The organism is Xanthobacter flavus (assembly GCF_017875275.1).
GTDB lineage: Bacteria > Pseudomonadota > Alphaproteobacteria > Rhizobiales > Xanthobacteraceae > Xanthobacter > Xanthobacter flavus_A.
In genome coordinates, this window is sequence record NZ_JAGGML010000001.1 from 3,481,118 (window position 1) to 3,504,834 (window position 23,717).

General features: G+C 68.6%; 26 protein-coding genes. 17 read left to right on the forward strand and 9 right to left on the reverse strand.

The features are described 5' to 3' along the window. Positions 1–8: 8 nt before the first annotated feature. The 4 genes from J2126_RS16505 to J2126_RS16520 all read right to left on the reverse strand — a co-directional run bounded on the left by J2126_RS16505 (position 9) and on the right by J2126_RS16520 (position 4,068). Positions 9–1,028 carry a peptidoglycan -binding protein gene (locus J2126_RS16505; RefSeq protein ID WP_209487975.1) on the reverse strand — a complete coding sequence of 340 codons (1,020 nt, stop codon included), beginning with the start codon at positions 1,026–1,028 and terminating at the stop codon, positions 9–11. A gap of 15 nt (positions 1,029–1,043) precedes the next feature. After that, on the reverse strand, positions 1,044–2,117 hold the full coding sequence (locus tag J2126_RS16510; RefSeq protein ID WP_209487976.1) for a flagellar motor protein MotA: 1,074 nt from the start codon (positions 2,115–2,117) through the stop codon (positions 1,044–1,046). A 126-nt stretch (positions 2,118–2,243) separates the two neighbouring features. Continuing rightward, entirely contained in the window at positions 2,244–2,891 is a 648-nt protein-coding gene (locus tag J2126_RS16515; RefSeq protein WP_245327395.1) for a DUF938 domain-containing protein, read from the reverse strand. Positions 2,892–3,072: 181 nt separating this feature from the next. Then, complete coding sequence (locus J2126_RS16520) at positions 3,073–4,068, reverse strand: polysaccharide deacetylase family protein (RefSeq protein ID WP_209487978.1); 996 nt, start codon at positions 4,066–4,068, stop codon at positions 3,073–3,075. Between the two features lie 188 nt (positions 4,069–4,256). Between J2126_RS16520 and pdxY the strand changes: the two genes are divergently transcribed. The 4 genes from pdxY to J2126_RS16540 all read left to right on the forward strand — a co-directional run bounded on the left by pdxY (position 4,257) and on the right by J2126_RS16540 (position 8,068). Further along, a complete protein-coding gene (gene pdxY / locus J2126_RS16525; protein ID WP_209487979.1) occupies positions 4,257–5,105 on the forward strand; it encodes a pyridoxal kinase PdxY in 849 nt (282 codons plus the stop codon). Between the two features lie 72 nt (positions 5,106–5,177). Beyond that, positions 5,178–6,083: a PhzF family phenazine biosynthesis protein gene (locus J2126_RS16530; RefSeq protein ID WP_209487980.1), complete on the forward strand. Its 906-nt coding sequence runs from the start codon at positions 5,178–5,180 to the stop codon at positions 6,081–6,083. A gap of 159 nt (positions 6,084–6,242) precedes the next feature. Then, the gene (locus tag J2126_RS16535; RefSeq protein ID WP_209487981.1) at positions 6,243–7,337 is read left to right on the forward strand and encodes an alkene reductase; all 1,095 of its coding nucleotides are present in this window, start codon (positions 6,243–6,245) and stop codon (positions 7,335–7,337) included. Further along, a complete protein-coding gene (locus tag J2126_RS16540) occupies positions 7,334–8,068 on the forward strand; it encodes an NUDIX hydrolase (protein WP_209487982.1) in 735 nt (244 codons plus the stop codon). The genes J2126_RS16535 and J2126_RS16540 overlap by 4 nt, the downstream gene beginning before the upstream one ends. A gap of 24 nt (positions 8,069–8,092) precedes the next feature. Here the strand turns inward: J2126_RS16540 and J2126_RS16545 are convergent, their stop codons facing one another. Then, entirely contained in the window at positions 8,093–8,368 is a 276-nt protein-coding gene (locus J2126_RS16545; RefSeq protein WP_209487983.1) for a hypothetical protein, read from the reverse strand. 310 nt (positions 8,369–8,678) lie between these two features. Here J2126_RS16545 and J2126_RS16550 point away from each other — a divergent pair, with 310 nt between their 5' ends. Then, positions 8,679–10,016, forward strand: a complete 1,338-nt coding sequence (locus J2126_RS16550) for an MFS transporter (RefSeq protein WP_348634323.1) — start codon at positions 8,679–8,681, stop codon at positions 10,014–10,016. A gap of 180 nt (positions 10,017–10,196) precedes the next feature. Then, positions 10,197–10,415 (forward strand): hypothetical protein, encoded by a 219-nt coding sequence (locus J2126_RS16555; RefSeq protein ID WP_209487984.1) that lies wholly within the window; start codon positions 10,197–10,199, stop codon positions 10,413–10,415. Positions 10,416–10,462: 47 nt separating this feature from the next. On the opposite strand, the gene fae is transcribed toward J2126_RS16555, so the two are convergent. Together fae and J2126_RS16565 are read right to left on the reverse strand one after the other, a co-directional pair. Continuing rightward, positions 10,463–10,972: a formaldehyde-activating enzyme gene (gene fae, locus J2126_RS16560; RefSeq protein WP_209487985.1), complete on the reverse strand. Its 510-nt coding sequence runs from the start codon at positions 10,970–10,972 to the stop codon at positions 10,463–10,465. 49 nt (positions 10,973–11,021) lie between these two features. Further along, a complete protein-coding gene (locus tag J2126_RS16565) occupies positions 11,022–12,269 on the reverse strand; it encodes a glycoside hydrolase family 2 TIM barrel-domain containing protein (protein ID WP_209487986.1) in 1,248 nt (415 codons plus the stop codon). A 203-nt stretch (positions 12,270–12,472) separates the two neighbouring features. Here J2126_RS16565 and J2126_RS16570 point away from each other — a divergent pair, with 203 nt between their 5' ends. The 4 genes from J2126_RS16570 to J2126_RS16585 all read left to right on the forward strand — a co-directional run bounded on the left by J2126_RS16570 (position 12,473) and on the right by J2126_RS16585 (position 16,157). After that, complete coding sequence (locus J2126_RS16570) at positions 12,473–13,393, forward strand: metallophosphoesterase family protein (protein ID WP_209487987.1); 921 nt, start codon at positions 12,473–12,475, stop codon at positions 13,391–13,393. Between the two features lie 153 nt (positions 13,394–13,546). Further along, positions 13,547–14,104: a Spy/CpxP family protein refolding chaperone gene (locus J2126_RS16575; protein WP_209487988.1), complete on the forward strand. Its 558-nt coding sequence runs from the start codon at positions 13,547–13,549 to the stop codon at positions 14,102–14,104. Positions 14,105–14,302: 198 nt separating this feature from the next. After that, positions 14,303–15,550, forward strand: a complete 1,248-nt coding sequence (locus tag J2126_RS16580) for an MFS transporter (protein WP_209487989.1) — start codon at positions 14,303–14,305, stop codon at positions 15,548–15,550. Between the two features lie 142 nt (positions 15,551–15,692). Then, positions 15,693–16,157, forward strand: coding sequence for a hypothetical protein (locus J2126_RS16585; RefSeq protein ID WP_209487990.1), 465 nt, complete (start codon positions 15,693–15,695; stop codon positions 16,155–16,157). A gap of 11 nt (positions 16,158–16,168) precedes the next feature. Here the strand turns inward: J2126_RS16585 and J2126_RS16590 are convergent, their stop codons facing one another. Further along, entirely contained in the window at positions 16,169–17,083 is a 915-nt protein-coding gene (locus J2126_RS16590) for a LysR family transcriptional regulator (protein WP_209487991.1), read from the reverse strand. Between the two features lie 122 nt (positions 17,084–17,205). On the opposite strand from J2126_RS16590, the gene J2126_RS16595 reads away from it, so the two are divergent. Beyond that, positions 17,206–17,634: a DoxX family protein gene (locus J2126_RS16595; protein WP_209487992.1), complete on the forward strand. Its 429-nt coding sequence runs from the start codon at positions 17,206–17,208 to the stop codon at positions 17,632–17,634. 76 nt (positions 17,635–17,710) lie between these two features. Here the strand turns inward: J2126_RS16595 and J2126_RS16600 are convergent, their stop codons facing one another. Continuing rightward, positions 17,711–18,718 carry a polyprenyl synthetase family protein gene (locus J2126_RS16600; protein ID WP_209487993.1) on the reverse strand — a complete coding sequence of 336 codons (1,008 nt, stop codon included), beginning with the start codon at positions 18,716–18,718 and terminating at the stop codon, positions 17,711–17,713. Positions 18,719–18,852: 134 nt separating this feature from the next. Here J2126_RS16600 and J2126_RS16605 point away from each other — a divergent pair, with 134 nt between their 5' ends. The 6 genes from J2126_RS16605 to J2126_RS16630 all read left to right on the forward strand — a co-directional run bounded on the left by J2126_RS16605 (position 18,853) and on the right by J2126_RS16630 (position 23,630). Then, complete coding sequence (locus J2126_RS16605) at positions 18,853–19,116, forward strand: DUF2007 domain-containing protein (protein ID WP_432445351.1); 264 nt, start codon at positions 18,853–18,855, stop codon at positions 19,114–19,116. Then, complete coding sequence (locus J2126_RS16610) at positions 19,062–19,820, forward strand: tRNA1(Val) (adenine(37)-N6)-methyltransferase (RefSeq protein WP_209487994.1); 759 nt, start codon at positions 19,062–19,064, stop codon at positions 19,818–19,820. Before J2126_RS16605 ends, J2126_RS16610 begins: the two co-directional genes overlap by 55 nt. A gap of 117 nt (positions 19,821–19,937) precedes the next feature. Further along, on the forward strand, positions 19,938–20,831 hold the full coding sequence (locus J2126_RS16615) for a S49 family peptidase (protein WP_394113765.1): 894 nt from the start codon (positions 19,938–19,940) through the stop codon (positions 20,829–20,831). A gap of 172 nt (positions 20,832–21,003) precedes the next feature. Beyond that, positions 21,004–22,668, forward strand: a complete 1,665-nt coding sequence (locus tag J2126_RS16620) for an NAD+ synthase (RefSeq protein ID WP_209487995.1) — start codon at positions 21,004–21,006, stop codon at positions 22,666–22,668. 72 nt (positions 22,669–22,740) lie between these two features. Beyond that, positions 22,741–23,325, forward strand: a complete 585-nt coding sequence (locus J2126_RS16625; protein ID WP_209487996.1) for a TetR/AcrR family transcriptional regulator — start codon at positions 22,741–22,743, stop codon at positions 23,323–23,325. Between the two features lie 17 nt (positions 23,326–23,342). Next, positions 23,343–23,630, forward strand: coding sequence for a YciI family protein (locus J2126_RS16630; RefSeq protein WP_209487997.1), 288 nt, complete (start codon positions 23,343–23,345; stop codon positions 23,628–23,630). The last annotated feature ends 87 nt before the right edge of the window (positions 23,631–23,717 follow it).

Genomic DNA, 23,717 nt, shown 5'->3' on the forward strand with positions numbered 1-23,717 from the left:
GCGCTCCTCTACCTTTCCGTCAGCTTCAACTCGATGCGGCGATTGCGGGCGCGGGCCTCGTCGGAAGTGCCGGCGTCGAGGGGCTGGAATTCGCCGAAGCCGGCGGCGATGAGGTGGTTGGGGCTCACGCCTTTGGCGATGAGATACTGCACCACCGCGATGGCGCGCGCCGCCGAGAGTTCCCAGTTGGAGGGGAACTGGGCGGTCGAGATGGGCCTGTTGTCCGTGTGGCCGTCGATGCGCAGGGCCCAGGAGATGTCCGGCGGGATGGACTTCTCGAGGTCGAGGATGGCGCCCGCCAGCTTGTCGAGGGAGGCAATGGCCTCCGGCTTCATCACCGCCGAGCCGGCGTCGAAGAAGACTTCCGACTGGAACACGAAGCGGTCGCCCACCACCCGGATGTCCGGTCGGTTGCCGAGGATGTCGCGCAGGCGGCCGAAGAATTCGGAGCGGAAGCGCGTCAGTTCCTGAACCCGCTGCGCCAGCGCCACGTTAAGGCGGCGGCCGAGATCGGTGATCTTGGCCTGGCTCTCGGCGTCGCGCTTCTCGGAGATGTTGAGTGCCTCTTCCAGCGCCGCCATCTGCCGGCGCAGGGCCGCGATCTGCTGGTTCAGAAGCTCGATCTGCGCGGCGGCGCGGGCGGCGAGGTCCTTCTGGCTGTCGAGTTCGCGCGACAGCGCGTTCGCGCGGCCGGTGTCGGACGGGGCGGGGATGGCGGCGGCCTGTCCACGCAGCCGCTCGCGCTCGCTCTCGCTTGCTTCCAGCGAGGCGCGCACCGAGGCGAGATCGCTTTCGGTGGACTGGATGTTCGCCCGCTCCAGAGAGAGCAGGTCGGTCAGCTGGCGGATCTGCGCCTGCAGGCGCTGCATCACGTCGTCCTTGCCCGCAATCTCTTGGGTCAGGAAGAATTGGGTGAGGATGAACGTGGAGAGCAGAAAGGTGAAGACGAGGAGCAGCGTGGACAGAGCGTCCACGAAGCCGGGCCAGTAGTCGATTTGGCGGTCGCGCCCGCGCCGGCCGAGGGCCATGGGTTCTGCCTCCGCTCAGTTGCGCCGCGGACCGGCGTCGTCCTCGATCCGGGAGAGCAGGCGCTTCATCTGCTCCTGCTGGGCCTGCTGCTGCTCGATCATCTGCTTCAGTAGCGCCTGTTCCGAGCGCATGTGGGTGACGAGCCCTTGCAGGCTCTCGGCAAGCTGCGCCAGCGCCGAGGTGACGCGCTGGGAGCCGGCCTCTGTCATGGTCTTCTCCAGCCGACCCATGGCGGAGACGAGCGGATCGAGGTCCAGCACGGGCGGAGGTAGTGCCATCGGCGCGGCGGCCGGAACCTTTGCCGGGGCGGCGGGCACGCGGGGCGCGGCCTCGCGGTCGGCGGCGAGCGCCCGGTCGCGCGGGGCGTCGTCGAGGTCACGCACGGTGGTGGAGAGCCAGTCCTCCAGGTCCGTATAGAAGCGGTTCTGCGCCTGGCCCGCCTGCAAGTCGAGGAAGCCCAGCACCAGCGAGCCGGAGAGGCCGAACAGCGAGGAGGAGAAGGCCGTGCCCATGCCGCCGAGCGGGGCGGCGAGGCCGCTCTTCATGTCCTCCAAGATGGAGCCCACGTCCGGCCCCACCTGCAATGCGCCAATGACCGAGCCGATGGAGGAGACCGTCTCCAGAAGGCCCCAGAAGGTCCCGAGCAGGCCCAGGAAGACGAGAAGGCCGGTGAGGTAGCGCCCCATGTCCCGGCTCTCGTCGAGGCGGGTGCCGATGGAATCGAGGATGGAGCGCATGGTGGCCTGCGAGATCGTCATCCGCCCCAGCCGCTCGCCGAGAAGCGCGGCCATGGGCGCGAGCAGGGTAGGGGGGCGGGCCACTGCGAGGCCGGGGTCGGCGAGGCGGAAGGAATTCACCCAGTCCACTTCCGGGAAGAGGCGCGCTACCTGCCGGATGGACAGGATGGTGCCCACCGCCAGCACGCCGAATATGACGCCGTTGAGCCCCGGATTGTTGAGGAACGCCGCCACGATCTGCTTGTGCAGCACCGCCGCCAGCGCCGCGCACAGGGCCAGGAACACCAGCATCCGCACCAGAAAGATGCGAGGCGACGAGAGTTTGATGAACGGATCGACGACGCGCGCCATGTTTCTCCCCGAGCGAGTGTGTCCCTCGAACGCTGAAGGCCCCCTTGAAGGCCGCCGCGGGGGAGGCCTCGCACAGGGACATCGGCCGGAGAATCAGGCCCGACCTGTGGCAAGCGCCGGAGCCGACTATGGCACAGGGACACCACGCGGCGAAACAGTCGCGACCTTCCGGAAGATCAGCGAAAGATTGTTCGCCGGCATCTCCTCCACCCGAGCCAGAGCGAGGCCGTTTCTGGCCGCCTCCGCCGCCACATCCGCGAGATGCCGCAGGCCGAAGCGCGGATCCTGCCGCCGCAGGTCCGCGTCGAAGGCGACGTTGCTGGGTGCCGTCTCCACGCCATCGCGCAGATAGGCGCCGTAGGTGAAGAGGATGCCGTCCGCCGGCAGGCGCGCGCCGGCGCCGCGCATCAGGCCCACGGTGGCCTCCCACGGGCTGATGTGGATCATGTTGATGCAGACGACGGCATCCACCTTGCCGACCGGCCAGTCCTCGCCCGCAGCATCAAGGGGGAGAGGTTCGCGCACGTTGGCAAGGCCCTCGGCGGCGGCCCAGGCGGCGATGGAGGCGCGGGCGAAAGGGGAGGGGTCGGACGGCAGGAACACGAGGTGGGGCGCGCGGCGGGCGAAATGCACCACATGCTCGCCGGTGCCGCTGGCGATCTCCAGCACGGTGCCGGAGCGGGGCAGCAGAGGCAGCAGCAGATCGCCGATGGGGCCGCGGTTCTTGAGCGTGGCGGGCGCGGAGCGGCGGGCGTCGAGGTCGGGGGCAGTCAAGCGGAGGTCTCCGGCGGCGGGGAGGGGCGTGCGGCGATCTTGGCCCGGCGGACGCGGGGGCTCAATGGGCGTCGGGAACCAAGGCCGGCCCGTTCGCACGCCACCGAGGACTTCAAGCCATGCAAGTCTGCCCGCCGGGAACCGTAAGCCCGCCGGGAATCGTAAGCCTACCGGAGACCGCCTACTGCACCGGCAGGATGCGCTTTCCCGTCCTCGCGGCCTCGTCATAGATGCGGGTGTCGCCGGGCTTCAGGGAATAGCAGGTCTGCGCGATCACCGGCGTGCCCGCGGCCAGCAGCTGGCCCACGGTGGCGAAGCGGTAGCCCTTCGCCCGGAGCGCGGGGATGAGAATCTTGAGGGCCTCGGCCGTGTGCTTGCCTCGCCCGTTGGCGTGCATCAGCACGATGGAGCCGGGCCGGATGCCGCGCAGCATGTCCTCCGCCATGCCCTTTGCGCCGATGAAGGCGGGGTCGCCGGAATCCACGTCCCACTGGATGGCGAGATGGCCGGTGTCGTTGACGTAGTTCAGGGATTCCGCGCTGCAGGAGCCGTAGGGAAAGCGGAACAGGCTGAGCGCCTGCGGCTTCGGCAGCATGCAGCCCCTGGCCTCCGCCTGCCGGCGGCCGAACGCGAGGCCGATATCGGCATCGTCCACCTGCCGACGCATGGCCTCGCCGGTCTTCACGGTGAGATTGGCGTGGGACCAGGTGTGGTTGCCCATCTCGAATCCGGGATCGGCCGTGAGCTGCCCGCCGCGTTCGGGATGGCTCACCATCCATTTGCCGCCGGCAAAGAAGGTGGCGGCGACGCCCTCCGCCCTGAGGTAATCGACGATGGCCCCGTCATAGCCCGAGGTCTCGCTGGAGGCCTCGCAGAGGTCGAAGGTGAGGGCCACCATCTTCACGCCCGGCGGCAGGTCCACCCGGCGGATCGAGCCGCGCAGCGCCGCCGGCACCGGTGCGGCGGCGGTTATCGAAATATCGGGCAACTGCCCCGGCCCGCCCGTATGCGGCCGCACGATCTCCTCTCCCGGCTTCGCCGCCAGCACCTGGGGCGGATAGCAGGCCGGGCCGGCCGCCTGGGCGGGCAGCGCCAGCGAAGCAAGCGCGAGCGCGGCGAGGTGGGCACGGAGCAGTCGGATGGAGGGCAAGGCGTCACCGGCACAAAGCGTCGCCATCTGACGGCGGCGCTTCGGCTTAGTCTGCCGCGCGGCGCTTTTCCAGTAGCCCAACGGCGAGGTTCCGGTCACTTGCTGTTGCGCGGGGAAACATCAGCGTGGCCGGGGGGCGGCATCAACAGATTCCATTTGTCGGCGGTCGCCGCATCGGGTTAACCCCCAGTCCAGCGCCCCCCCGGAACCGCCCCATGAACATCCTCTCCATTCAGTCGCACGTCGCTTACGGCCATGTGGGCAACGCCTCCGCCGTGTTCACGCTCCAGCGGCTGGGCGTGGAGGTGTGGCCCATCAACACGGTGCAGTTCTCCAACCACACCGGCTATGGCGCGTGGCGGGGGCAGGTGTTCGAGGCGTCCGTCATCGGCGATCTGGTCGAGGGCATCGCCGAGCGCGGCGTGCTGTCGCGCTGCGATGGCGTGCTCTCGGGCTACATGGGCTCGGCGGACATCGGCGCCGCCATTCTCGATGCGGTGGCGCGGGTGCGGGCGGCGAACCGCAATGCTGCTTACTGCTGCGATCCGGTGATCGGTGATGTGGGCCGCGGCATCTTCGTGCGGCCGGGCATTCCGGACTTCATGCGCGAGCAGGCGGTGCCCGCCGCCGACGTCATAACCCCCAACCAGTTCGAGCTGGAGCTGCTCACCGGCCGCGCCTGCCCGACCTTGCCCGAGGCCATCGCCGCCTGCGACGCGCTGCATGCGCGCGGGCCGAAGGTGATCCTCGTCACCAGCCTGCATGTTGGTGAGACGCCGCCCGATTCGATCGACCTGCTCGCCTCCGGCCCGGACGGGCGGTTCCTGGTGCGCACGCCGCGCCTCGCCGTGTCGCTCAACGGCGCGGGCGATGCCATCGCCGCCTTGTTCTTCTTCCACGTGCTGCGCACGGGCTCCACGGCGCAGGCGGTTTCCCTTGCCGCATCCTCCATTTACGGGGTGCTGAGCCGGACCGAAAAAGCACAGTCTCGGGAATTGCTGCTGGTGGAGGCGCAGGAGGAGTTCGTGACCCCCTCCCGGCTCTTCCCGGCCTCGTCGATCTGAGGCTAAATTGTGGCAGTGAGTAAAGAGGCCGGCGTGGGGGCGCGGGTGCTCTTGTAGTGTTCGAGAGCTGAAATGCCGCGCCGGTACGTGACCCTGGACGTGTTCACCACCCGCCCCTTCGGCGGCAATCCGCTCGCCGTGGTGCTCGATGCCCAGGGGCTCGACGACGCGGCCATGCAGCAGATCGCGAGGGAGTTCAACGTCTCCGAGACGGTCTTTGTGCTGCCGCCGAAGAACAAGGCGAACCGCGCCCGCATCCGCATCTTCACCGTTGCCCACGAGATGCCGTTCGCCGGCCATCCCACCGTCGGCGCCGCCGTGCTGCTCGCGCTGGAGGACAAGCTCGCCTCGGGCACCCTGCGGATCGAGGAGACCATCGGCACCATCACCTGCGAGGTGGCGGCGCAGGGCGCCACGGCGGCCGGGGCGCGCAAGGGCTCGGCGGTGTTCACCGCGCCGCGCAAGGGCGAGATCGAGGAGGTGGACATCTCCCGGGCCGCCTGCGCCGAGGCGCTGAACCTCGACGAGGGGGACATCGGATTCGACGCCCACCGGCCCATCGTGGCCAACGCCGGCGTGCCCTTCCTGTTCGTGCCGCTGGCCGATCTGACGGCCCTCGCTCGCGCCCGGCCGGACGAGGCGGCCTTCATCGCTTCCCTCGGCGGCTTTGGCGAGGCGCTCTACCTCTACACGCTGGACGAGGAGGGCGACGCCGACTTCCGCGCCCGCATGTTCTCCCCCGGCCTCGGCACGGAGGAGGACCCCGCCACCGGCGCCGCTGCCGCCGCCTTCCCCTGGGTGCTGCTCGATGCTGAAAACCGGGTGGACGGCCACCACAAGGTGCGCATCGACCAGGGCTTCGAGATGGGCCGGCCGAGCCGGGTCGATCTCGGCTTCACCGTGAAAGGCGGCCAGGTCACCGGCGCCACCATTGGCGGCGGGGCGGTGGTGATCGCCGAGGGCGTGCTGCATATTTGAAAGACGCCAATGGGTAAGGCGCCATATTTGAGCATCGCCAATAGGTGGCATTGAAACAATTCACGATGCCGACCGGCGCCCCGGGCTTGGCTGTGGCTTCATCGCGCCTATGTCTGCCGCATCGCAGCACCCCGGCCCCAAGCCAGAGGACTTTCCTTCATGAGCGCGACATCCCTGTTCGACACCTTCCGCCTTGGCGACCTGACGCTGCCCAACCGCATCGTCATGGCGCCGCTGACGCGCAACCGCGCCGCCGCCGGCTTCGTGCCGAGCGAGCTTGCCCCGCAATATTATTCCATGCGGGCTGACGCCGGCCTCCTCATCACCGAGGCCTCGCAGATTTCCCAGCAGGGACAGGGCTATCAGGATACCCCCGGCATCTATACCGACGCCCAGGTCGAAGGCTGGAAGAAAGTGACCGATGCGGTCCACGCCAAGGGCGGGCGCATCTTCATCCAGCTGTGGCACGTGGGCCGCGTCTCCCACACCTCGCTGCAGCCCAACGGCGGCGCACCCGTGGCGCCGTCCGCCCTCACCGCGGCCACCAAAACCTTCGTGAACAACGGTTTCGCCGAGACCTCGGCGCCGCGCGCGCTGGAGCTGTCCGAGATCCCCGGCATCATCGAGGATTACCGTCGCGCCGCCGCCAACGCCATCAAGGCCGGCTTTGACGGCGTGGAGGTACATGGCGCCAACGGCTACCTCATCGACCAGTTCCTGAAGGACGGCGCCAACCAGCGCACCGACGCCTATGGCGGCTCCATCGAGAACCGCACCCGCTTCCTGCTGGAGGTGATGGACGCCATCATCGCCGAGATCGGCGCCGCCCGCACCGGCCTGCGCCTCTCCCCCGTCTCGCCGGCCAACGGCGTCTCGGAGAGCAGCCCGCAGGCCCTCTTCAATTACGTGATCGACGAGCTGGAGAAGCGCCACCCGGTCTATATCCACGTGGTGGAGGGCGCCACCGGCGGCCCGCGCGACGTGGCGCCGGACTTCTCCTTCGAGGAGCTGCGCAAGCGCTACAGCGGCGCCTGGATGGTGAACAACGGCTACGACCTCGCCCTCGCCAACAGCGTGCTGGCGGATGGCAAGGCCGACCTCGTCGCCTTCGGCAAGCCCTTCATCGCCAATCCCGACCTCGTGGAGCGCCTGCGCCGCGACGCGTCGCTCAACGAGGTGGACCGTGACACGCTCTATGGCGGCGGCGCCAAGGGCTATATCGACTACCCGACACTGAAAGACGCGGCCGCGTGAGCGGCGGCTGGGGGCAGGACTGGACCGAGGGCCGGCGCATCGCGCCGGTCCATCGGCTGGATTTGGTGTTCGAGCCCGGCGGCTGGAGCGAGATGGAGCCGCGTCGGGCCGAGATCGAGGCGCATTTCGCCCGCCGGGCGGCCGATAATCCCCATCTGTGGAACGGGCCGATCCTGCTGCTCTCCCGCCATGGATTTTCGGACGGTGTGCTCTCGGGTGCTTTCCGCCAGAGCGATTTTGCCGCCTTCACCTTCTGGCGCGATCAGGGCTGGAAGGACGAGGGCATGGTCAACGCCTTCGCCCTTGCCGCCATCGAAGGCTCGGACGGCGGCTTCGTGCTGGGCGTCATGGGGCCGCACACGGCGTCCGCCGGCCGCATCTATTTTCCCGGCGGCACGCCCGACCCGTCCGACATCACGCCGGACAGTCGCGTGGACCTCCACGCCTCCATGCTGCGCGAGCTGACCGAGGAAACCGGGCTCTCGCCCGCGGATATCCTGCGTGACGAGGGCTTCACCGGCCTGTTCGACGGGCCGCGCATCGCCCTCATGGGCCGCCTCGTCTTCGACGCCCCGGCCGAGGAACTGGCCCGGCACATCCGCGCCTTCCTCGCCCGCGAGGCACAGCCGGAACTCGCGGATGTGGCTGTTGTGAAAAGCGAAGCCGACCTCACCCCCGCCATGGCGCCCTTCGCGGTGGACTACATGCGCTGGCGCTGGGGCGGAAACTGAGGGCTGCTGCCCGCGCGCGGCGTCTCAGCGCCCTCGGGCGAGCCGGGCCGCCTTGCGCTTCGCCATGGTGGCGAGAAGGTCCGACGCGGTGAGGACGACGAGCGCGGTCATCGCCAGCGCGGTCGCCGTCAGCGCGTAGATGATGATGAAGGCGTAGCCGAAGAAATAGGTCAGGTAGCCGAAGGCGAACACCATGTTCGCGATGAAGAAATACTTGGCGTCGGGCAGGCCGTAAATGGCATCGCGCAGAAGCCAGCCGAAAAGGGGAACATGAAGCACGGCGCGCGTGGCGGTTCGCATGGGGCAGGGTCCGGTGACGTGTATCCAGGCTCGTCCCGCACTGCGGAACGGGCCGAACCTTCACCGGACCTTTGATCTGGATCAATATTCCCATTCGCCGCAGGCGGTGCGGCCTCGCGCCGCGTCGGCAATGCTTCGGACTTTCAGATGCGGCCTGGCCGCTGGAGCGCCGCTTGCGGCTGCGGTGGGGAGACGGGCGCGAACTGGCCCCATCGCGCGGCGCACCCTGTCGCTCGTGCCCCCTCCGCCCCGCGGTTGACGCCCGCGCCGCCCGCCCCCACAAACCGCACAAAGGCGGGGGAGATGGGTGGTGGCGCAGCAGCAGACAGTGGAGGCGCGCGCCTTCGCCAAGGCGGTCCGGCGGCTCATCCCGCTGATGATGGTGCTCTATGTGGTCAGCTTCCTCGACCGGGTGAATGTCGGTTTCGCGGCCCTGACCATGAATGCCGACCTCGGCTTCTCGCCGGAGGTCTATGGCTGGGGCGCGGGCATCTTCTTCCTCGGCTATTTCCTGTTCGAGGTGCCGAGCAACCTCGTGCTGCAGAAGGTCGGCGCGCGCCTGTGGATCTGCCGCATCATGGTCACCTGGGGCCTGATCTCGGCGGCCACCGCGTTCGTGACGGGTGCGACCGGCTTCTTCATCGCCCGCTTCCTGCTCGGGGCAGCCGAGGCGGGCTTCCTGCCGGGCATGATCCTCTATCTCGGCTACTGGTTCCCGCTCTCGGTCCGGGCGCGTTACGTCGCCCTGTTCATGGCGGCGGTCCCCATCTCCAGCGCGCTCGGGGCACCGCTCTCGGCCTGGATTCTGGATACGCACGGCCTGCTCGGCCTTGCCGGCTGGCAGTGGCTGTTCATCATCGAGGGCCTCCCGGCAGTCGTGCTCGGCCTCGTGGTGCTGGCCCTGCTGCCGGATGGACCGGGCGACGCCCGCTGGCTGACGACGGAGGAGAAGGCCGCTATCGCCGCGCGCCTTGCCGCCGACCATGCGATCCACGATGCGGCGCATCTGGCGGCCCATCCCGCCGGCACCCACGAGGCGTGGCTGCCGGCGCTGAAGGACGGGCGGGTCGTCGTGCTCTGCCTTGTCTATCTCGGGCTGGTGGTGGGGCTCTATGGCATCGGGCTCTGGCTGCCGCAGATCGTCCGCGCCATGGGCTATTCCACCCATGAGGTGGGGCTGATCCTCATCATCCCCTATGCCCTGAGCGCGGTCGCCATGCTCGCCGTGGGACGGCACAGCGACTGGCGTGGGGAACGGGTGCTGCATGTCGCGGTGCCGGCCCTTGTCGGCGCAGCGGGCCTCGCCGCGAGCGTCGTCGCGCCCAGCCACATGACCGCCATCGCCGCCATCTCGCTGGCCTCCATGGGCATCTATGCGGCGCTGGGGCCGTTCTGGTCGGTGCCGCCGCAATTCCTGCGCGGCACAGCGGCTGCCGCCGGCATCGCGCTGATCAATTCGGTGGGTAACCTCGGCGGCTTCGCGGGGCCCTATCTGGTGGGGTTCGTGCGCGAGGCCACGGGGCGGTTCGATGCCGGCTTCCTGGCGCTGGCCGGCATCGTGCTCGCTGCCGGCGTATTGGTGCTCACTTTCCGGTCACATCTTGCCCCTTCGCTGCAGTGCAATGACGATAAGGCGAGAAAAAATTAGCCAGCAGCGCTTCCGCCTGATGAAGAGACGAAGCTTTTCTGCTTTACTCTCGTTTCAAATGACCGCCGGACAGTCGGCGGCGCGGGAGGAATATCGTGGGATTTCAAATGAGGGGCCGGTCGCGCCCGCCCTCTGTCGGCCCTGCGGGGGGGCTCGATCGGGCAATTCGCGACACACGGCATGGCGGCGGCTGATGCCGGCGCCCGGGAGCGCGCCGCGGTCATGATCGTGGCCATGGGCTGTTCGTTCTCCGGCCTGCTGGTGGGGCTGTGCCTCGCCGCGGCCCATTGGCCGGCATTGGCCTTTCTTGCTGGCGCTGCGATCGCCGGCACGGGCGCCTGGTTCGCGCGAGGCCTTGCCTTCGACCTCTCGCGGGAAACCACGGACGGCGGCCAGTAGCGCGCCGCCGGCTGCGCTCCGGCCTTTCGAGCGCTGCCCTGTGGCGCTCAGTCCACCGCCAGCGGATGACGCGCCGTGTCGCGGCGCGTCACGGCCTCCACTGGGCTCGGCGTGCCGCCGATGGCCCGGGTGATGGCGAGGCGGGTCGCCTCGTGGTTGAAGGCCTGGATGCGCGCATCGTCGCTGGCATCCCAGTGGATGAAGACTCCCACGCAGATGAAGATGTCGTCGGCCTCCTCCATGGGGATGAGGCCGTCCGCCACGCAATCGGCCACCGCCTTGGCGACGGCATATTGCGCCGGCCCGAACATCTGGACCGCCTGGCGGGCATCCTTGATCGTCACCTTGTTGAACAGAACGGTGGCGGGCTTCACCATCAGATTGGGCTCGACGACGGCGAGCAGGCCGGTGAAGCCGTCCTTGTTGTTGGTGAGGGCGTTGACGAAGGCGATCTCGGCCGAGGAGCCGCGCGGCCCCATGATGAGGTCGATGTGGGCCACCTCGTTGCCGTCGCCCACCAGGGCCTCTCCCACCAGAAGACGATCGATCCTGGGCATGAAATCCTCCGCAAAATGCCGTGCTGAAAAGGCGTGATGAAAAAATGCGCTACTGGACCTCGAAAGGGATGTTTCCGGTGGCCGCCGCGCCGCGCCCGTCGCGCAGGGTGACGAACACGCGGTAGCGGCCGGGCGGCAGGCCGAAGATGCGCACGCCAGTGGGCGCGGGATCGTGCAGCCCCTGCGGGAAGCTCGGCGGCACCGGCTCGGGATCGCCGCCGACGCTGCGGGCGGTGGTCTCGGTCATGATCTGCCATTCGGCCTTCAGCGGGTCGCCATCGGGATCGGTGGCGGAGAGGCGCACGAGGGTCTGCCCATCGGTCGGGAAGCGGGCGGGGCCGACGAGGGAGAGCCCGAGGATGCGCGGCGCCCGGTTGGGACCGCCGGGCACCTTCCCGCCCCATAGATCGGACATCACTTCCACCGTCTCGGTCCACTCGCCGCTGGGCAGCAGCAACGAATAATAGGAGGGCGTCACCTCCTGTTTCTGGCCCCACAGGAAGGGCATGGCGCCGACGCCGGCCTGCTTGGCTGCCATCAGGTAGCGGCGCACGCGGGTCGCCTTCTCTGAGGAGGTCGGCTCCATGGGCGCGCCCCACGGCGCCTTCGGTGCGTCCCAATGGCCCTGCGCGCCCAGTTCGGTGAGGATGATCGGGCCGGTCCAGCCCTGCGCCCGTGCCCGGCCGGCCGAGGTGAGCAGGCCGTCGCCATAGCCGTTGATGCCGAGCACATCGATGCTCGGCGCATGGCGCTTCAGGATCGCCGCCTTGTCCTGGCCGACCTCGGCAAGCGCGGCCATGGTCGGGTGCTGGCTATCCAGCGTCTTCACCAGCCTGGCCGCCTCCTCGATGGCAGGCCACACAGCCTGCGCCTCTTCCGGGGAAAGCTCGACCTCCACCTCGTTGCCGATGCCCCACATCAGCAGCGCGGGGTGGGTGCGATAGCGCTCCACCATATGGCGCAGCGCCTCCAGCTGGGCCGTCACGGCCGCCCTGTCGGCATAATTGAAGCCGAGGCGCGGATGGGCGAGCCAGAAGCCCACGATCACCTTCAGCCCCGCCCGCTGCGCGGCATCGAGAATTTCGCCCGGCTCCTGCCCGTAGGTGCGGATGGTGTTGGCGCCCAGTGCCTTCAGCTCGGAAAAGCGCGTCTCGCCGCTGGCGCCGAGGGGCATGAAGGGCTTGCCATCCACCAGGATATCGGCACCGCGCACCGCCACCTGGGCGGCATGGGCCCGCCGCACGAGGGCGGGGGACAGGACGAGCACGACAAGCAGAAGGACAAAGACGTGACGCACGGACGAAACTCGCGATTGGCCTGAGGACATCGACGCATTGCAGCATGCAGGGTGCGGGATGCCTTCGGCAACATCAACCGGCCGCGGCCTGCGCGCCTTGCCGCATCGCAAACGGGAACCGGCGCGGTTGCGGCGCGATCTGCTATAAGCGCCGCGTTCCTGCCGCACCCCTGCTGCTTCCCCGCCGCATCAAGGTCCGCTCCATGCCCGTGATTGCCCATCTCTCCGACCCGCACCTCGGCCCGATTCCGGAGGCCCGCGTCTCCGAGCTTCTGGGCAAGCGCTTCTTCGGGATGATGAACTGGATCGGCGCGCGGCGGCGCAATTTCGGAGCCTCGACGCTGGCCCCGCTGACCGCCGATCTCCTGGCCCAGCAGCCGGACCACATCTGCGTCACCGGCGACCTCGTGAACGTGAGCCTGCCGGCCGAGTTCGACACCGGCGCCACCTTCCTCTCCTCCCTGGGAACGCCCGACCGGGTGAGCGTGGTGCCGGGCAATCACGATGCCTACGTGCGCTCGGCCATGCACTATCACCTGGAGCATTGGGCGCCCTTCCTCGCCGGCGACGACAGCCATCCCCACACGCCGGTGGACGTGGATTCGTTTCCCTATGTCCGGCGGCGGGGCGAATTGGCGATCGTGGGCGTTTCCACCGCCATACCCACGGCGGTGTTCCTCGCCAGCGGCAAGGCGGGGCGGGCCCAGCTCGGCCGGCTCTCGGCGCTGCTGCAGAAACTGAAGGCGGAAGGGCTGTTCCGGGTGGTGATGATCCACCATCCGCCCGTCGGCGAACGCCCCTTCCACCGCGACCTGCGCGATGCGGAAGAGGTGCGCGCGGTGCTGGCGCAGGCGGGGGCGGAACTGGTGCTGCACGGCCACGACCACCGCGCATCGCTGGGCTATATCCCGTCCGCCGTCGGCCGTATTCCCGTGGTGGGCGTGCCCTCCGCCTCGGCCGGTCCGCAGGATGATCGCGGCGCGGGCGGCTATTGCCTCTATCGCATCTCGGGGGGACCCGGCGCATGGCGGTGCGAAATGGAACGGCGCGGCTATGCGCGCGATGTGTCAGATATTTCAAGTCTTGAGGCAAAAATACTTTCGGGGCCGGAAGGCGTTGCCTAAAAGTCGTGGCATGATATGGGTGTCGTTGCGGCGGTGTAGCGCGAAATATCTATTTGCAACGAGTTGTATCAAGATGTCTATTACCGAAGTTTAAGTTGCTGGGAGTGGGGTCCGGGGGGATGCTTTGCTCGTCCCTGAAGGAGGACCCACGACATGAAACGTGCTCTTTTCGCCGCAACCGCCGCTGCCCTGATCGCCGGTTCCGCGGCAACCTATGCCGCCAACACCGCGCCGGCGGGGGACGCGCCGCACCGCTGGCAGCCGACCGCCGAGGATCGCGCCATCCTCACCGATGCCCGCATCGTCGCGCTCAAGACCGCGCTGAAGCTGACGCCGGACCAGGAGAAGCTGTGGCCGGGCGTCGAGCAGACCCTGAAGTCCGTGGCCAAGGACGCGGCCCAGCGCCGCGAGCAGATGGGCGCCGACCGCAAGGCCGCCCGCGAGGCGCGGCAGGCCGGCACGCCCGTCGATCCCATCGCCCGCATGCGCACCGCCGCGGATCGCATGGACGCCCGCGCGGCCGACCTGCGCAAGATCGCGGATGCGGCGGACCCGCTCTACAAGACCCTCGACGCGGGGCAGAAGCAGCGCCTCAACATGGTGCTGCGCCAGCAGTTCCGGGGCATGGGTGGCGGAATGGGCGGCTGGCACCACGGTCCCCATGGCGGCCCGCACGGCGGCCCCAACGCCGACGGCCCGCGCCGCGGCTGACCGGCATTCGGTTCCCGGGGGAGGCGGGGCGGCGGGGGCCGCTCTGCTCTCCAGGAAAGTGGCGGTATCATTGAGCTGATTCATGAGAGCGGCTCATGGACCCGTTGACGATTATTGATTTTCCAAAGGACCGGGGCTGCTCGTAGAATGGGGCAACATGCACATCCCCTGTGCATCCCCCTCAGCGAGACGACCCCGATGTCCGCCCCGTCCTCCCCGCCCGCCGCCTCCGGCCGCAGCGGCGCCGTGCCTGCCATCCTCATTCTCATCGCCGGATCGGCGGTGGCGTTGGTCACCTTCGGCCCGCGCTCGGTTTTCGGCCTGTTCCTGCTGCCCATGTCGCAGGAGTTCGGCTGGGGCCGGGACGTGTTCGGCTTCGCCGTGGCCATCCAGAACCTGCTTTGGGGCGTCGGCTCACCGTTTGCCGGCGCGCTGGCCGATCGCTTCGGAACGGTCCGGGTGCTGTGCTGCGGTGCGCTCATCTACGCCGCCGGCCTCGTGCTGATGGCCTATGCGACCACGCCCGGCCTGCTGCATCTGTCCGCCGGCGTGCTGATCGGCTTCGGCCTTTCGGCTGCCTCGTTCAATCTGGTGCTCGCGGCGTTCGGCAAGCTGCTGCCGAACGAGTGGAAGTCGCTCGGCTTCGGTCTTGCGACCGCGGCCGGCTCCTTCGGCCAGTTCCTGTTCCCGCCGCTCACCCGTGGGCTGATGGACACCATCGGCTGGCACGAGACGCTGCTCGTGTTCGGCGCCTCTCTGCTCATCGTGCTGCCCTTCTCTCTGGCGCTGGCCACACGCGCGGCGCCGCCAACGGGAGCCGGCAGCGCCCAGCCCCCCCAGCAGACCATCGGCGCGGCACTGAGCGAGGCGCTCCGGCATCCGAGCTATGTGTTGCTGGTGCTCGGCTTCTTCACCTGCGGCTTCCAGCTCGCCTTTGTCACCGTCCACATGCCGGCCTTCCTGGTCGACAAGGGCATGAGCCTGTCGGTGGGCGCCTACACGCTGGCGCTGATCGGACTGTTCAACATCCTCGGCTCGCTGACCGCCGGCTACCTCTCCAACCGCATGTCGCGCAAGGTGCTGCTGTCGCTCATCTATGCCGGACGGGGCATCGCCATCGCGGCGTTCATCCTGTCCCCGATCACGGCGACGAGCTGCTACGTGTTCGGCGCCGCCATGGGCTTCCTGTGGCTCTCCACCGTGCCGCCGACCTCGGGCCTCGTGATGCTCATGTTCGGCACGCGCTACATGGCCATGCTCTATGGCTTCGCCTTCTTCTCCCACCAGGTGGGCGGCTTCCTGGGGGTCTATCTGGGCGGCGAGATCTATGAGGCGACCAAGAGCTACGACTGGCTCTGGTGGCTGTCTGTCGCACTGTCCTTTGCCTCGGCGGCCATCAATCTGCCCATAAGGGAACGTCCTGTTCATCGGCCGGTAACCGTATGAGCGCGACTCTCAGAGCACGGTGCCGGAAGATTCGGCATCGTGCGCACGGCGCCGGTGTTCCCTAGCTGTTCCTGCTATTGACAACGGCCGGTGGTGTCTGCGCAACGTGAGCGAAGATCAAATGGATAAACGCGAACAAGCCATGCGCAGCATTGTCATCGCGGCCTTGGGCTTTGCCGCACTCCTCCCCGCCGCCCTTGTGGCGGCGCCCGCCGCCGCCCAGCAGCTCACCGCCGATCAGGCGCGCGACTTCGTGGTCGGCCGCACCTTCTCGTTCACCTGCTTCGAGGGCTCCAAGGGCGCCGGACGCGTTTATGCGGACGGCTCCGTCGCCGGCATGATCACTCTGCGCGAGGCGCCGCCGCGCTTCGTGCGCCTGCCGCCCAACACGCTGCGCGTGCGTGGCGAGAACGTCTGCGGCTTCGTGAAGGGCATGACCTTCGAGCCCTGCTTCGATCTGGTGAAGACCGGTCAGAATTCCTTCCGTGGCTCGCTCGCCGGCATCCAGACCATGTGGTGCGAGTTCGTGGGCACCAGCGGCGACGGCCAGCAGGTGGCCTCGCGCCGCTCCAAGTCCAAGCGCACCACGGAAGCCGCGGCGGACTGATCGCTGCTCCCTCAGCCCGCGGCCGCCGCGGGCTGGTCCTCGACCCCCTCGATCCGCCCCCTGAGCTTGCCGATCTCCCGGCCCGCGTGCTCCATGAAGGTGCGCACCCGCGCCGTGGCCTTGATGTCGGGGTGGGTGAGCAGCCACAGACCTGATTCCAGCTCGTTCTGCCGCCCCATCAGCTGGACGAGGCCGGGCGTGACGGCCGCGATGAAGCAGGGCAGCAGCGCCAGCCCCATCCCCGCCGCCGCCGCTTCGGCAAGGCCGAGCACGGTGTTCACCCGATAGATGATCTTCTCGTCGCCCACCCGCTCGCGCAGCCATTTGGCGGGCTTGATGGCACCAAGATTGTCGGAGAAGCCGATCCAGTCGTGGCGCCTGAAATCCGCCGGTTCGAGTGGGCCCGCGATGTCGTGCGCCGCGCTGCCGTAGATGCCCCACGCGATGGACGCCATGCGCCGCCCCACCAGCGTGTCGCCCGGCCGGTCGCTGGCACGGATGGCCACATCCGCGTCGCGCTTGGACAGGCTGAGCGACTGGTTGGAGATCACCACGTCCAGCCGGATTTCCGGATAGGCCTGCCGGAAGGAAGCGAAGATGGGCGTGAGCATGTGGACCAGCAGCGTGTCGTTGGTGGTCACGCGCAGTTCACCGGACGGCCGCAGGTCCTGTCCGGTAATGCGGCGCTCCACCGCCAGCACCTCGTCCGCCATGTGCTCGGCGAGGCGCACCATTTCCTCGCCCATGGGGGTCGGCACGTAGCCGGCGCGCGCCCGTTCGAACAGCCGGGCGCCCAATTGCTGCTCCAGCGTACCAAGGCGGCGGAAAACGGTGGAATGGTTGACGGCCAATTGCTCAGCGGCGCCGGCCAGGGAGCCGGTTTCGGCGATGGCCCGGACCAGCCGGAAATCGTCCCACGGAATCATGGAGCGGCGACCCTCGGGAAAGTGATTTGCACAGATGCAAACTCGATCAGGATTTGATGAGTATGGCCGTGCATGAGAGTGAAAGCTAGATGTGGTGCCACCTTAAGCCGGAGTTCACTCCCATGGTCGATACCCGCACCGCTCCCTACGGCCTCTTCATCCTCCGCCTCGCCCTCGGCATCATGTGGCTGTCGCACGGCCTGATGAAGATCTTCGTGTTCACCGTCCCCGGCTTCGCCGGCTTCCTCTCCAGCAAGATGGGTGTGCCCGGCGCCCTCGCCATTCCCTTCATCGCCATCGAGATCGTCGGCGGTCTCCTGCTCATCGGCGGCGTCTACGCCCGGCAGGTCGCCATCCTCCTGATCCCCGTGATGCTCGGCGCGCTCAGCTATCACCTGCCCAACGGCTGGGTGTTCTCCGCCCCGGGCGGCGGCTGGGAATATCCGGCTTTCCTCGTGGTGGGCCAGATCGTTCTGGCGCTGTCCGGTGAGGGCGCCTTCGCGGTGAAGCCCGCCGCGCTCCTGCCCACCCGCCGTGCCGCGGTCGCCTGATCCAGGCCTGATCTTCAGGGCTCAACAAAAAGGCCGGCTCCGCAAGGGGCCGGCCTTTGTCATGCGATGTGCCGCGTCAGTGGGCGCGGGACAGGCAGAAGTCCACCGCCTCGATGAGCGCGGCCTTGGCCGGGCCGGCCGGGAAGAGGGCGAGGGCGTCCTTGGCGATGGCGCCGTAGTGGCGCGCGCGCTCCACCGTGTCGGCGATAGCGCGATGCTTGGTCATGAGGCCGATGGCCTGATCCAGGTCCGCATCACCCGCCTCGCCATTCTCGAGGCAGCGCTGCCAGAAGGCGCGTTCCTTCTCGTCGCCGCGCCGGAAGGCGAGCAGCACCGGCAGGGTGATCTTCCCCTCCCGGAAATCGTCGCCCACGTTCTTGCCGAGCTTGGCCTGGGAGCCCCCGTAGTCGAGGGCGTCGTCCACCAGCTGGAAGGCGATGCCGAGGTTCATGCCATAGGAGCGGCAGGCGGCCTGCTCGGCCTTCGGCCGCTGCGCGAGCACCGCGCCCACCTCGCAGGCGGCGGCGAACAGCTCGGCGGTCTTGCCGCGGATGACGGCGAGGTAATCGTCCTCGGAGGTGGCGGTGTTCTTGGCGGCGGCGAGCTGCATCACCTCGCCCTCGGCGATGACGCAGGCAGCGGTGGAGAGGATGTCGAGGCAGGTCATGGAGCCCACCTCCACCATCATCTTGAACGCCTGCCCGAGCAGGAAATCGCCCACCAGAACGCTCGCCTCGTTGCCCCAGAGCTTGCGGGCGGCGAGCTTGCCGCGCCGCATGTCGCTCTCGTCCACCACGTCGTCATGGAGGAGGGTCGCGGTGTGCATGAACTCCACGGAGGCGGCGAGCTTCACATGGCCTTCGCCCCGATAGCCGGCGAGCGCGGCGCAGGCGAGCGTCAGCATGGGCCGCAGCCGCTTGCCGCCGGACGAGATGAGGTGGTTCGCCACCTCGGGAATCATGGCCACGTCGGAACCCGTCCGCGCCAGGATCACGGCGTTGACGCGCTCCATGTCCGCCTTCACCAAGGCGACCAGCGCCTCGAGCGACGGCTCGTTAGGCTCGAACGGAAGGACGACGGCCAAGAAACGCTCCCGCTTGTCAATCTTTGGGGCGCACCATAGGGATGCGGACGGGTTCCGTGCAAGCTTTGGCAGATCGCCATCGGTTGCAGCGGGTGCGCCGGTCGCCGCAATCGGAGGTCTGTACGATGCAGGAGATGGTGCGGACCAACGATCTTGTGCTGCTCGGCGCCATCGAGGCGCTGCTGACGGCGGCCGATATCGGTCACATGGTCGCGGATGCCCACATGAGCGTCCTGGAAGGCTCCATCGGCGTTTTCCCCCCGCCGCCTGCTGATTGTGGACGAGGATGTGCCGCGCGCCCGCCGCCTTTTGCAGGAAGCGGGATTCGGCGCGGCCCTGCGCGATGGCGACTGAGGCGAACCTGCTGTCCACAGACAGCGTGCTCGGCGGCAGGCTGACGTTGCGACAGATGGTTTCCGGCCATCGGGTTGGCCACGATGCCCTGCTCCTCGCAGCCTTCGCGCCGGCCGACCGCCGCGTCGTGGTGGATTTCGGAACGGGCGTGGGGAGCGCCGGCCTCGCCTTTCTCGCCCGCGTTCCGGACGCGCGCGCGACGCTGGTGGAGATCGATCCCGCCCTCGCCGCTCTGGCAGGCGAGAATGCTGCTCTGAACGGCTTCGGCGCCCGGGCGCGGGTGGTGACGGGGGATGTCGCGTCCCTTGCCCGGCCTTCCGGCCCGCCGGTGCCCGAATTGGGCGCGGCCGACCTCGTGCTCGCGAATCCCCCCTTCAATGCCGACGCCCGCCACCGCACGTCCCCCGACGCCGCCCGCGCCCGCGCGCACATGGCCGATGCCGCCCTCCTCGCCGACTGGACCCGCGCAGCCGACCGCTGCCTTGGCGCGAAGGGGATGATCTGTCTCATCCATCGCCCCGAGGCGCTGGGGGACATTCTTGCGGTGTTGTCGCGGGGGTTCGGGGCAGTGGAGATTTTGCCGGTGTACCCGCGCGCGGACCGGCCGGCGGTGCGGCTGCTGGTGCGGGCGGTGAAGGGGCGGCGCACGCCCCCGTCGATCCTGCCCGGCCTTGTCCTTTCGGAGGCGGACGGAACACCGACGCCGCAGGCCGAGGCGGTGTTGCGGGACGGGGCCGCGCTCGGCTGAGGCGCTACAGGGCGCCATCCATTCACGGGCCGTAGCGCCTTGAGGCGCCGGCCTTTGCCGCAACGTGGCGCCTTGAGGGCGCCGGCCTTTGCTTTTGCCTGGCGCCTTGAGGGCGCCATGCGGAGTCCCTACATCTCGGGCATGGCCGAATTTCTTTCCTCCCTGTCGCGCCGCGCCCGCGGTTTCCTTCCCAGAAAATGGCGCTCGGATGCGCCCGTGGTGCCGGTGGTGCGGCTGTCCGGCGCCATCGGCATGGCCTCGCCCTTCTCGCGCAGCATGTCGCTCGCCAGCACGGCGCAGGCGCTGGAGAAGGCCTTCGCCATGAAGGAGGCGCCCGCCGTGGCGCTGCTCATCAATTCGCCGGGCGGCTCTCCGGTTCAGTCGCATCTCATCTTCCGCCGCATCCGCGCGCTGGCGGAGGAGAAGGAAAAACACGTCTTCGCCTTCATCGAGGATGCGGCGGCCTCGGGCGGCTACATGATCGCCTGCGCCGCCGACGAGATCTTCGCCGATCCCTGCTCCATCGTCGGCTCCATCGGCGTGGTGACGGCGGGCTTCGGCTTCGACAAGGCCATCGAGAAGCTGGGCATCGAGCGGCGCGTCTACACCGCCGGCGAGCGGAAGGTGACGCTGGACCCCTTCCGTCCCACCCAGCCGGAGGACGTGGAGCGGCTCGACCAGTTGCTCAAGGAACTCCACACCGTATTCGCCGATCTCGTGAAATCGCGTCGCGGCGATGCGTTGACGGGCGATGACGAGACCCTGTTCTCCGGCGAGTTCTGGCTGGGGACGCAGGCCGCCGGGCTCGGCCTCGTGGACGGCCTCGGCGACGTGCGCGGCATCCTGAAGGCGCGCTACGGCACGGACGTGACCCTGAAGCTGGTGCAGGGCGCCACGGGCTTCCTGCTGAAGCGCCCCACGGGCTTTGCCGGAGCCCTCGCCCGGGAGGCGGCGCTGGGCGCCGCCGCGGCGGTGGAGGAACGTGCCATGTGGAGCCGGCTGGGGCTGTAGCGCGCCCGGGGGCCGACATTCGCCCGCCGCATGATGTTTTCGGCCGGCTTGGGCTTGGCCGGCGTGGTCCGGATACCGGTGCGCGCGGCGCAGTGCTGATTGATGAGGCAGAACGGGCGCTTGCTGGTTTCTTGCCCTTTCGCCTTATGCGAGGCGGGGCTACATCCCGCACATGACCGAACCCGCCGATACCTTGCGCATCGCCATCGCCCAGCTCAACCCCACCGTGGGCGATGTCTCCGGAAATCTCGCCATCGCCCGCCGCACGCGGGAGAGCGCGGGCGCGTCTGGGGCGGATCTCGTGGTCTTTCCCGAGCTGTTCATCGCCGGCTACCCGGCCGAGGATCTGGTGCTGAAGCCCGCCTTTCTCGCGGCCTGCCGGGAGGCCGTCGAGGCCCTCGCGGCGGAGACCGTCAGCGGCGCCGCCGTGCTCATCGGCGCGCCGTGGGTGGAGGGAGGGCTGCTCTACAATTCCGTGCTGCTGTTGGAAGGTGGCAGGGTCTCCGCCGTGCGGCACAAGGTGGACCTGCCAAATTACGGCGTGTTCGACGAGAAACGCGTGTTCGCCGCCGGCCCGATGCCCGGCCCGATCCCGTTCAGGGGCGTGCGCCTCGGGGTGCCCGTCTGCGAGGACATCTGGGGGGCGGACGTGGTGGAATGCCTCGCCGAGACGGGCGCGGAAATCCTCATCGTGCCCAACGGTTCGCCCTATCGCCGCTCGGTCTATGCCGAGCGCGAGAACATCGCGGTCGCCCGCGTGGTGGAAAGCAAGCTGCCGCTGCTCTACGTCAACCAGGTCGGCGGGCAGGACGAGCTGGTGTTCGACGGCGCCTCCTTCGTCCTCAACGCCGACCGTTTCCCCGCACTGCAGTTCCCGAGCTTTGTCGAGCGCGTGCGTGTCACCAGATGGCGGCGCTTCGAGGATGGCTGGCGTTGCGTCGGCGGCAATCTGGTCGAGCCCCTCCAGGGCGATGCGGCCGACTATGCCGCCTGCGTGCTCGGCCTCAGGGACTATGTGAACAAGAACGGTTTTCCGGGTGTGGTGCTGGGCCTCTCCGGCGGTATCGATTCTGCCTTGTGCGCGGCCATGGCGGTGGACGCCCTCGGGCCGGAGCGGGTGCGCTGCCTGATGCTGCCGTATCGCTTCACCTCGCCCGAAAGCCTCGCCGATGCCGCCGCCGTGGCCGAGGCCCTGGGCGTGGGTTACGAGGTCGTGCCCATCGGCCCTGCGGTGGAGGGGCTGGAACAGGTGCTGGCGCCCTTGTTCGAGGGCGTCGCGCGCGACGTGACGGAGGAGAACCTGCAGGCCCGCGTGCGCGGGACGCTGCTCATGTCCGTCTCCAACAAGTTCGGCGCCATGGTGGTGACCACGGGCAACAAATCGGAGATGTCCACCGGCTACGCCACGCTTTATGGCGACATGAACGGCGGGTTCAACCCGATCAAGGACCTCTACAAGACGGAGGTCGTGCGCCTCGCCCGCCTGCGCAACAGCTGGAAACCAGCGGACGCGCTGGGCCCCGATGGCGTCGTCATTCCCGAGCGCGTCATCGAGAAGCCCCCAAGCGCCGAACTGCGCGAGGACCAGACGGACGAGGCGGCGCTGGCGCCCTACGGCGTGCTCGACACCGTCCTCGCCCGGCTGGTGGAGGGCGAAAGCCCGGTGGACGAGATCGTCGCCGACGGCTTCGATGCCGCCCTCGTCGCCCGGATCGCGCGCCTGCTGGCCGGCGCCGAGTACAAGCGCCGTCAGGCCGCACCGGGCGTGAAGGTGACCGGCCGCAACTTCGGCCGCGACCGCCGCTATCCCATCACCAACCGCTTCCGCGAGGACTAGGCCCCTGGCACTTGACGCGCCTAGGTCAATCGTCCTAACTCTGAATTTAGGACATTTGACCTAAGGCTACTCATGGCCGCGACCGACACCCGCGCCGCCATCGTCGAGGCGGCGGACCGCCTCTTCTACGAGAACGGCTTCGCCTCCACCTCGTTCGCCGACATCGCCGCGGCGGTGAAGCTGTCGCGCGGCAATTTCTATTATCATTTCAAGAGCAAGGACGAGATCCTCTCGGCCGTGATCGCGCTGCGCCTGGAGCGGACCGAAACGCTCCTCGCACAGTGGGACGGGGAGGGGGAGGATGCCGAGGCGCGCATCCTCAGCTTCATCGGCATCCTCGTCGCCAACCGCGCCAAGATCATGCGCTTCGGCTGTCCCGTGGGCACGCTGTGCAACGAGCTGGCGAAGCTCGATCATGCGGCGGGCGCCGACGCCGCGCGGCTCTTCGCCCTGTTCCGCAACTGGCTGGCCCGGCAGTTCCGCGACCTGGGGCACGGGGAGGCTGAGGCCGACCGCCTCGCCATGCATCTTCTCGCCCGCAGTCAGGGGGTGGCGACGCTCGCCAGTTCCATCGGCGATGAAGCCTTCATCGACGCCGAGGTTGCCGAGATGCGTGGCTTCGTTGCCGCCCATCGGCGTCCCGCCGCCCACGCCTGAACACACGAGGGGGAACCATGTTCATCGTCCTGCTGCGCTTCGCCGCCAACCGTGCCGCCGCCCCGCGCCTGATGGAGGGGCACAATGCATGGCTCCGGAAAGGCTTCGAGGAGGGGCGCTTCCTGCTTGCGGGCGGTATCGAGCCGAAGGCTGGCGGCGCCATCCTCGCCACCGCCTCGTCCCGTGCCGAGGTGGAGGCGCGGGTGGCGGAAGATCCGTTCGTCGTCGAAGGCGTGGTGGCGGCCGAGATCATCGAGATCGCGCCGGGACGCACCGATCCGCGCCTCGCCTTCCTCGCCGCCTGAACGGCGGATGGAGGCGCCATCCTACCGCCATGGTCCAGCCTGATTTTCTTTTTGCCATTTGCACTTAGCCGGAGGTGTCTAGCCACG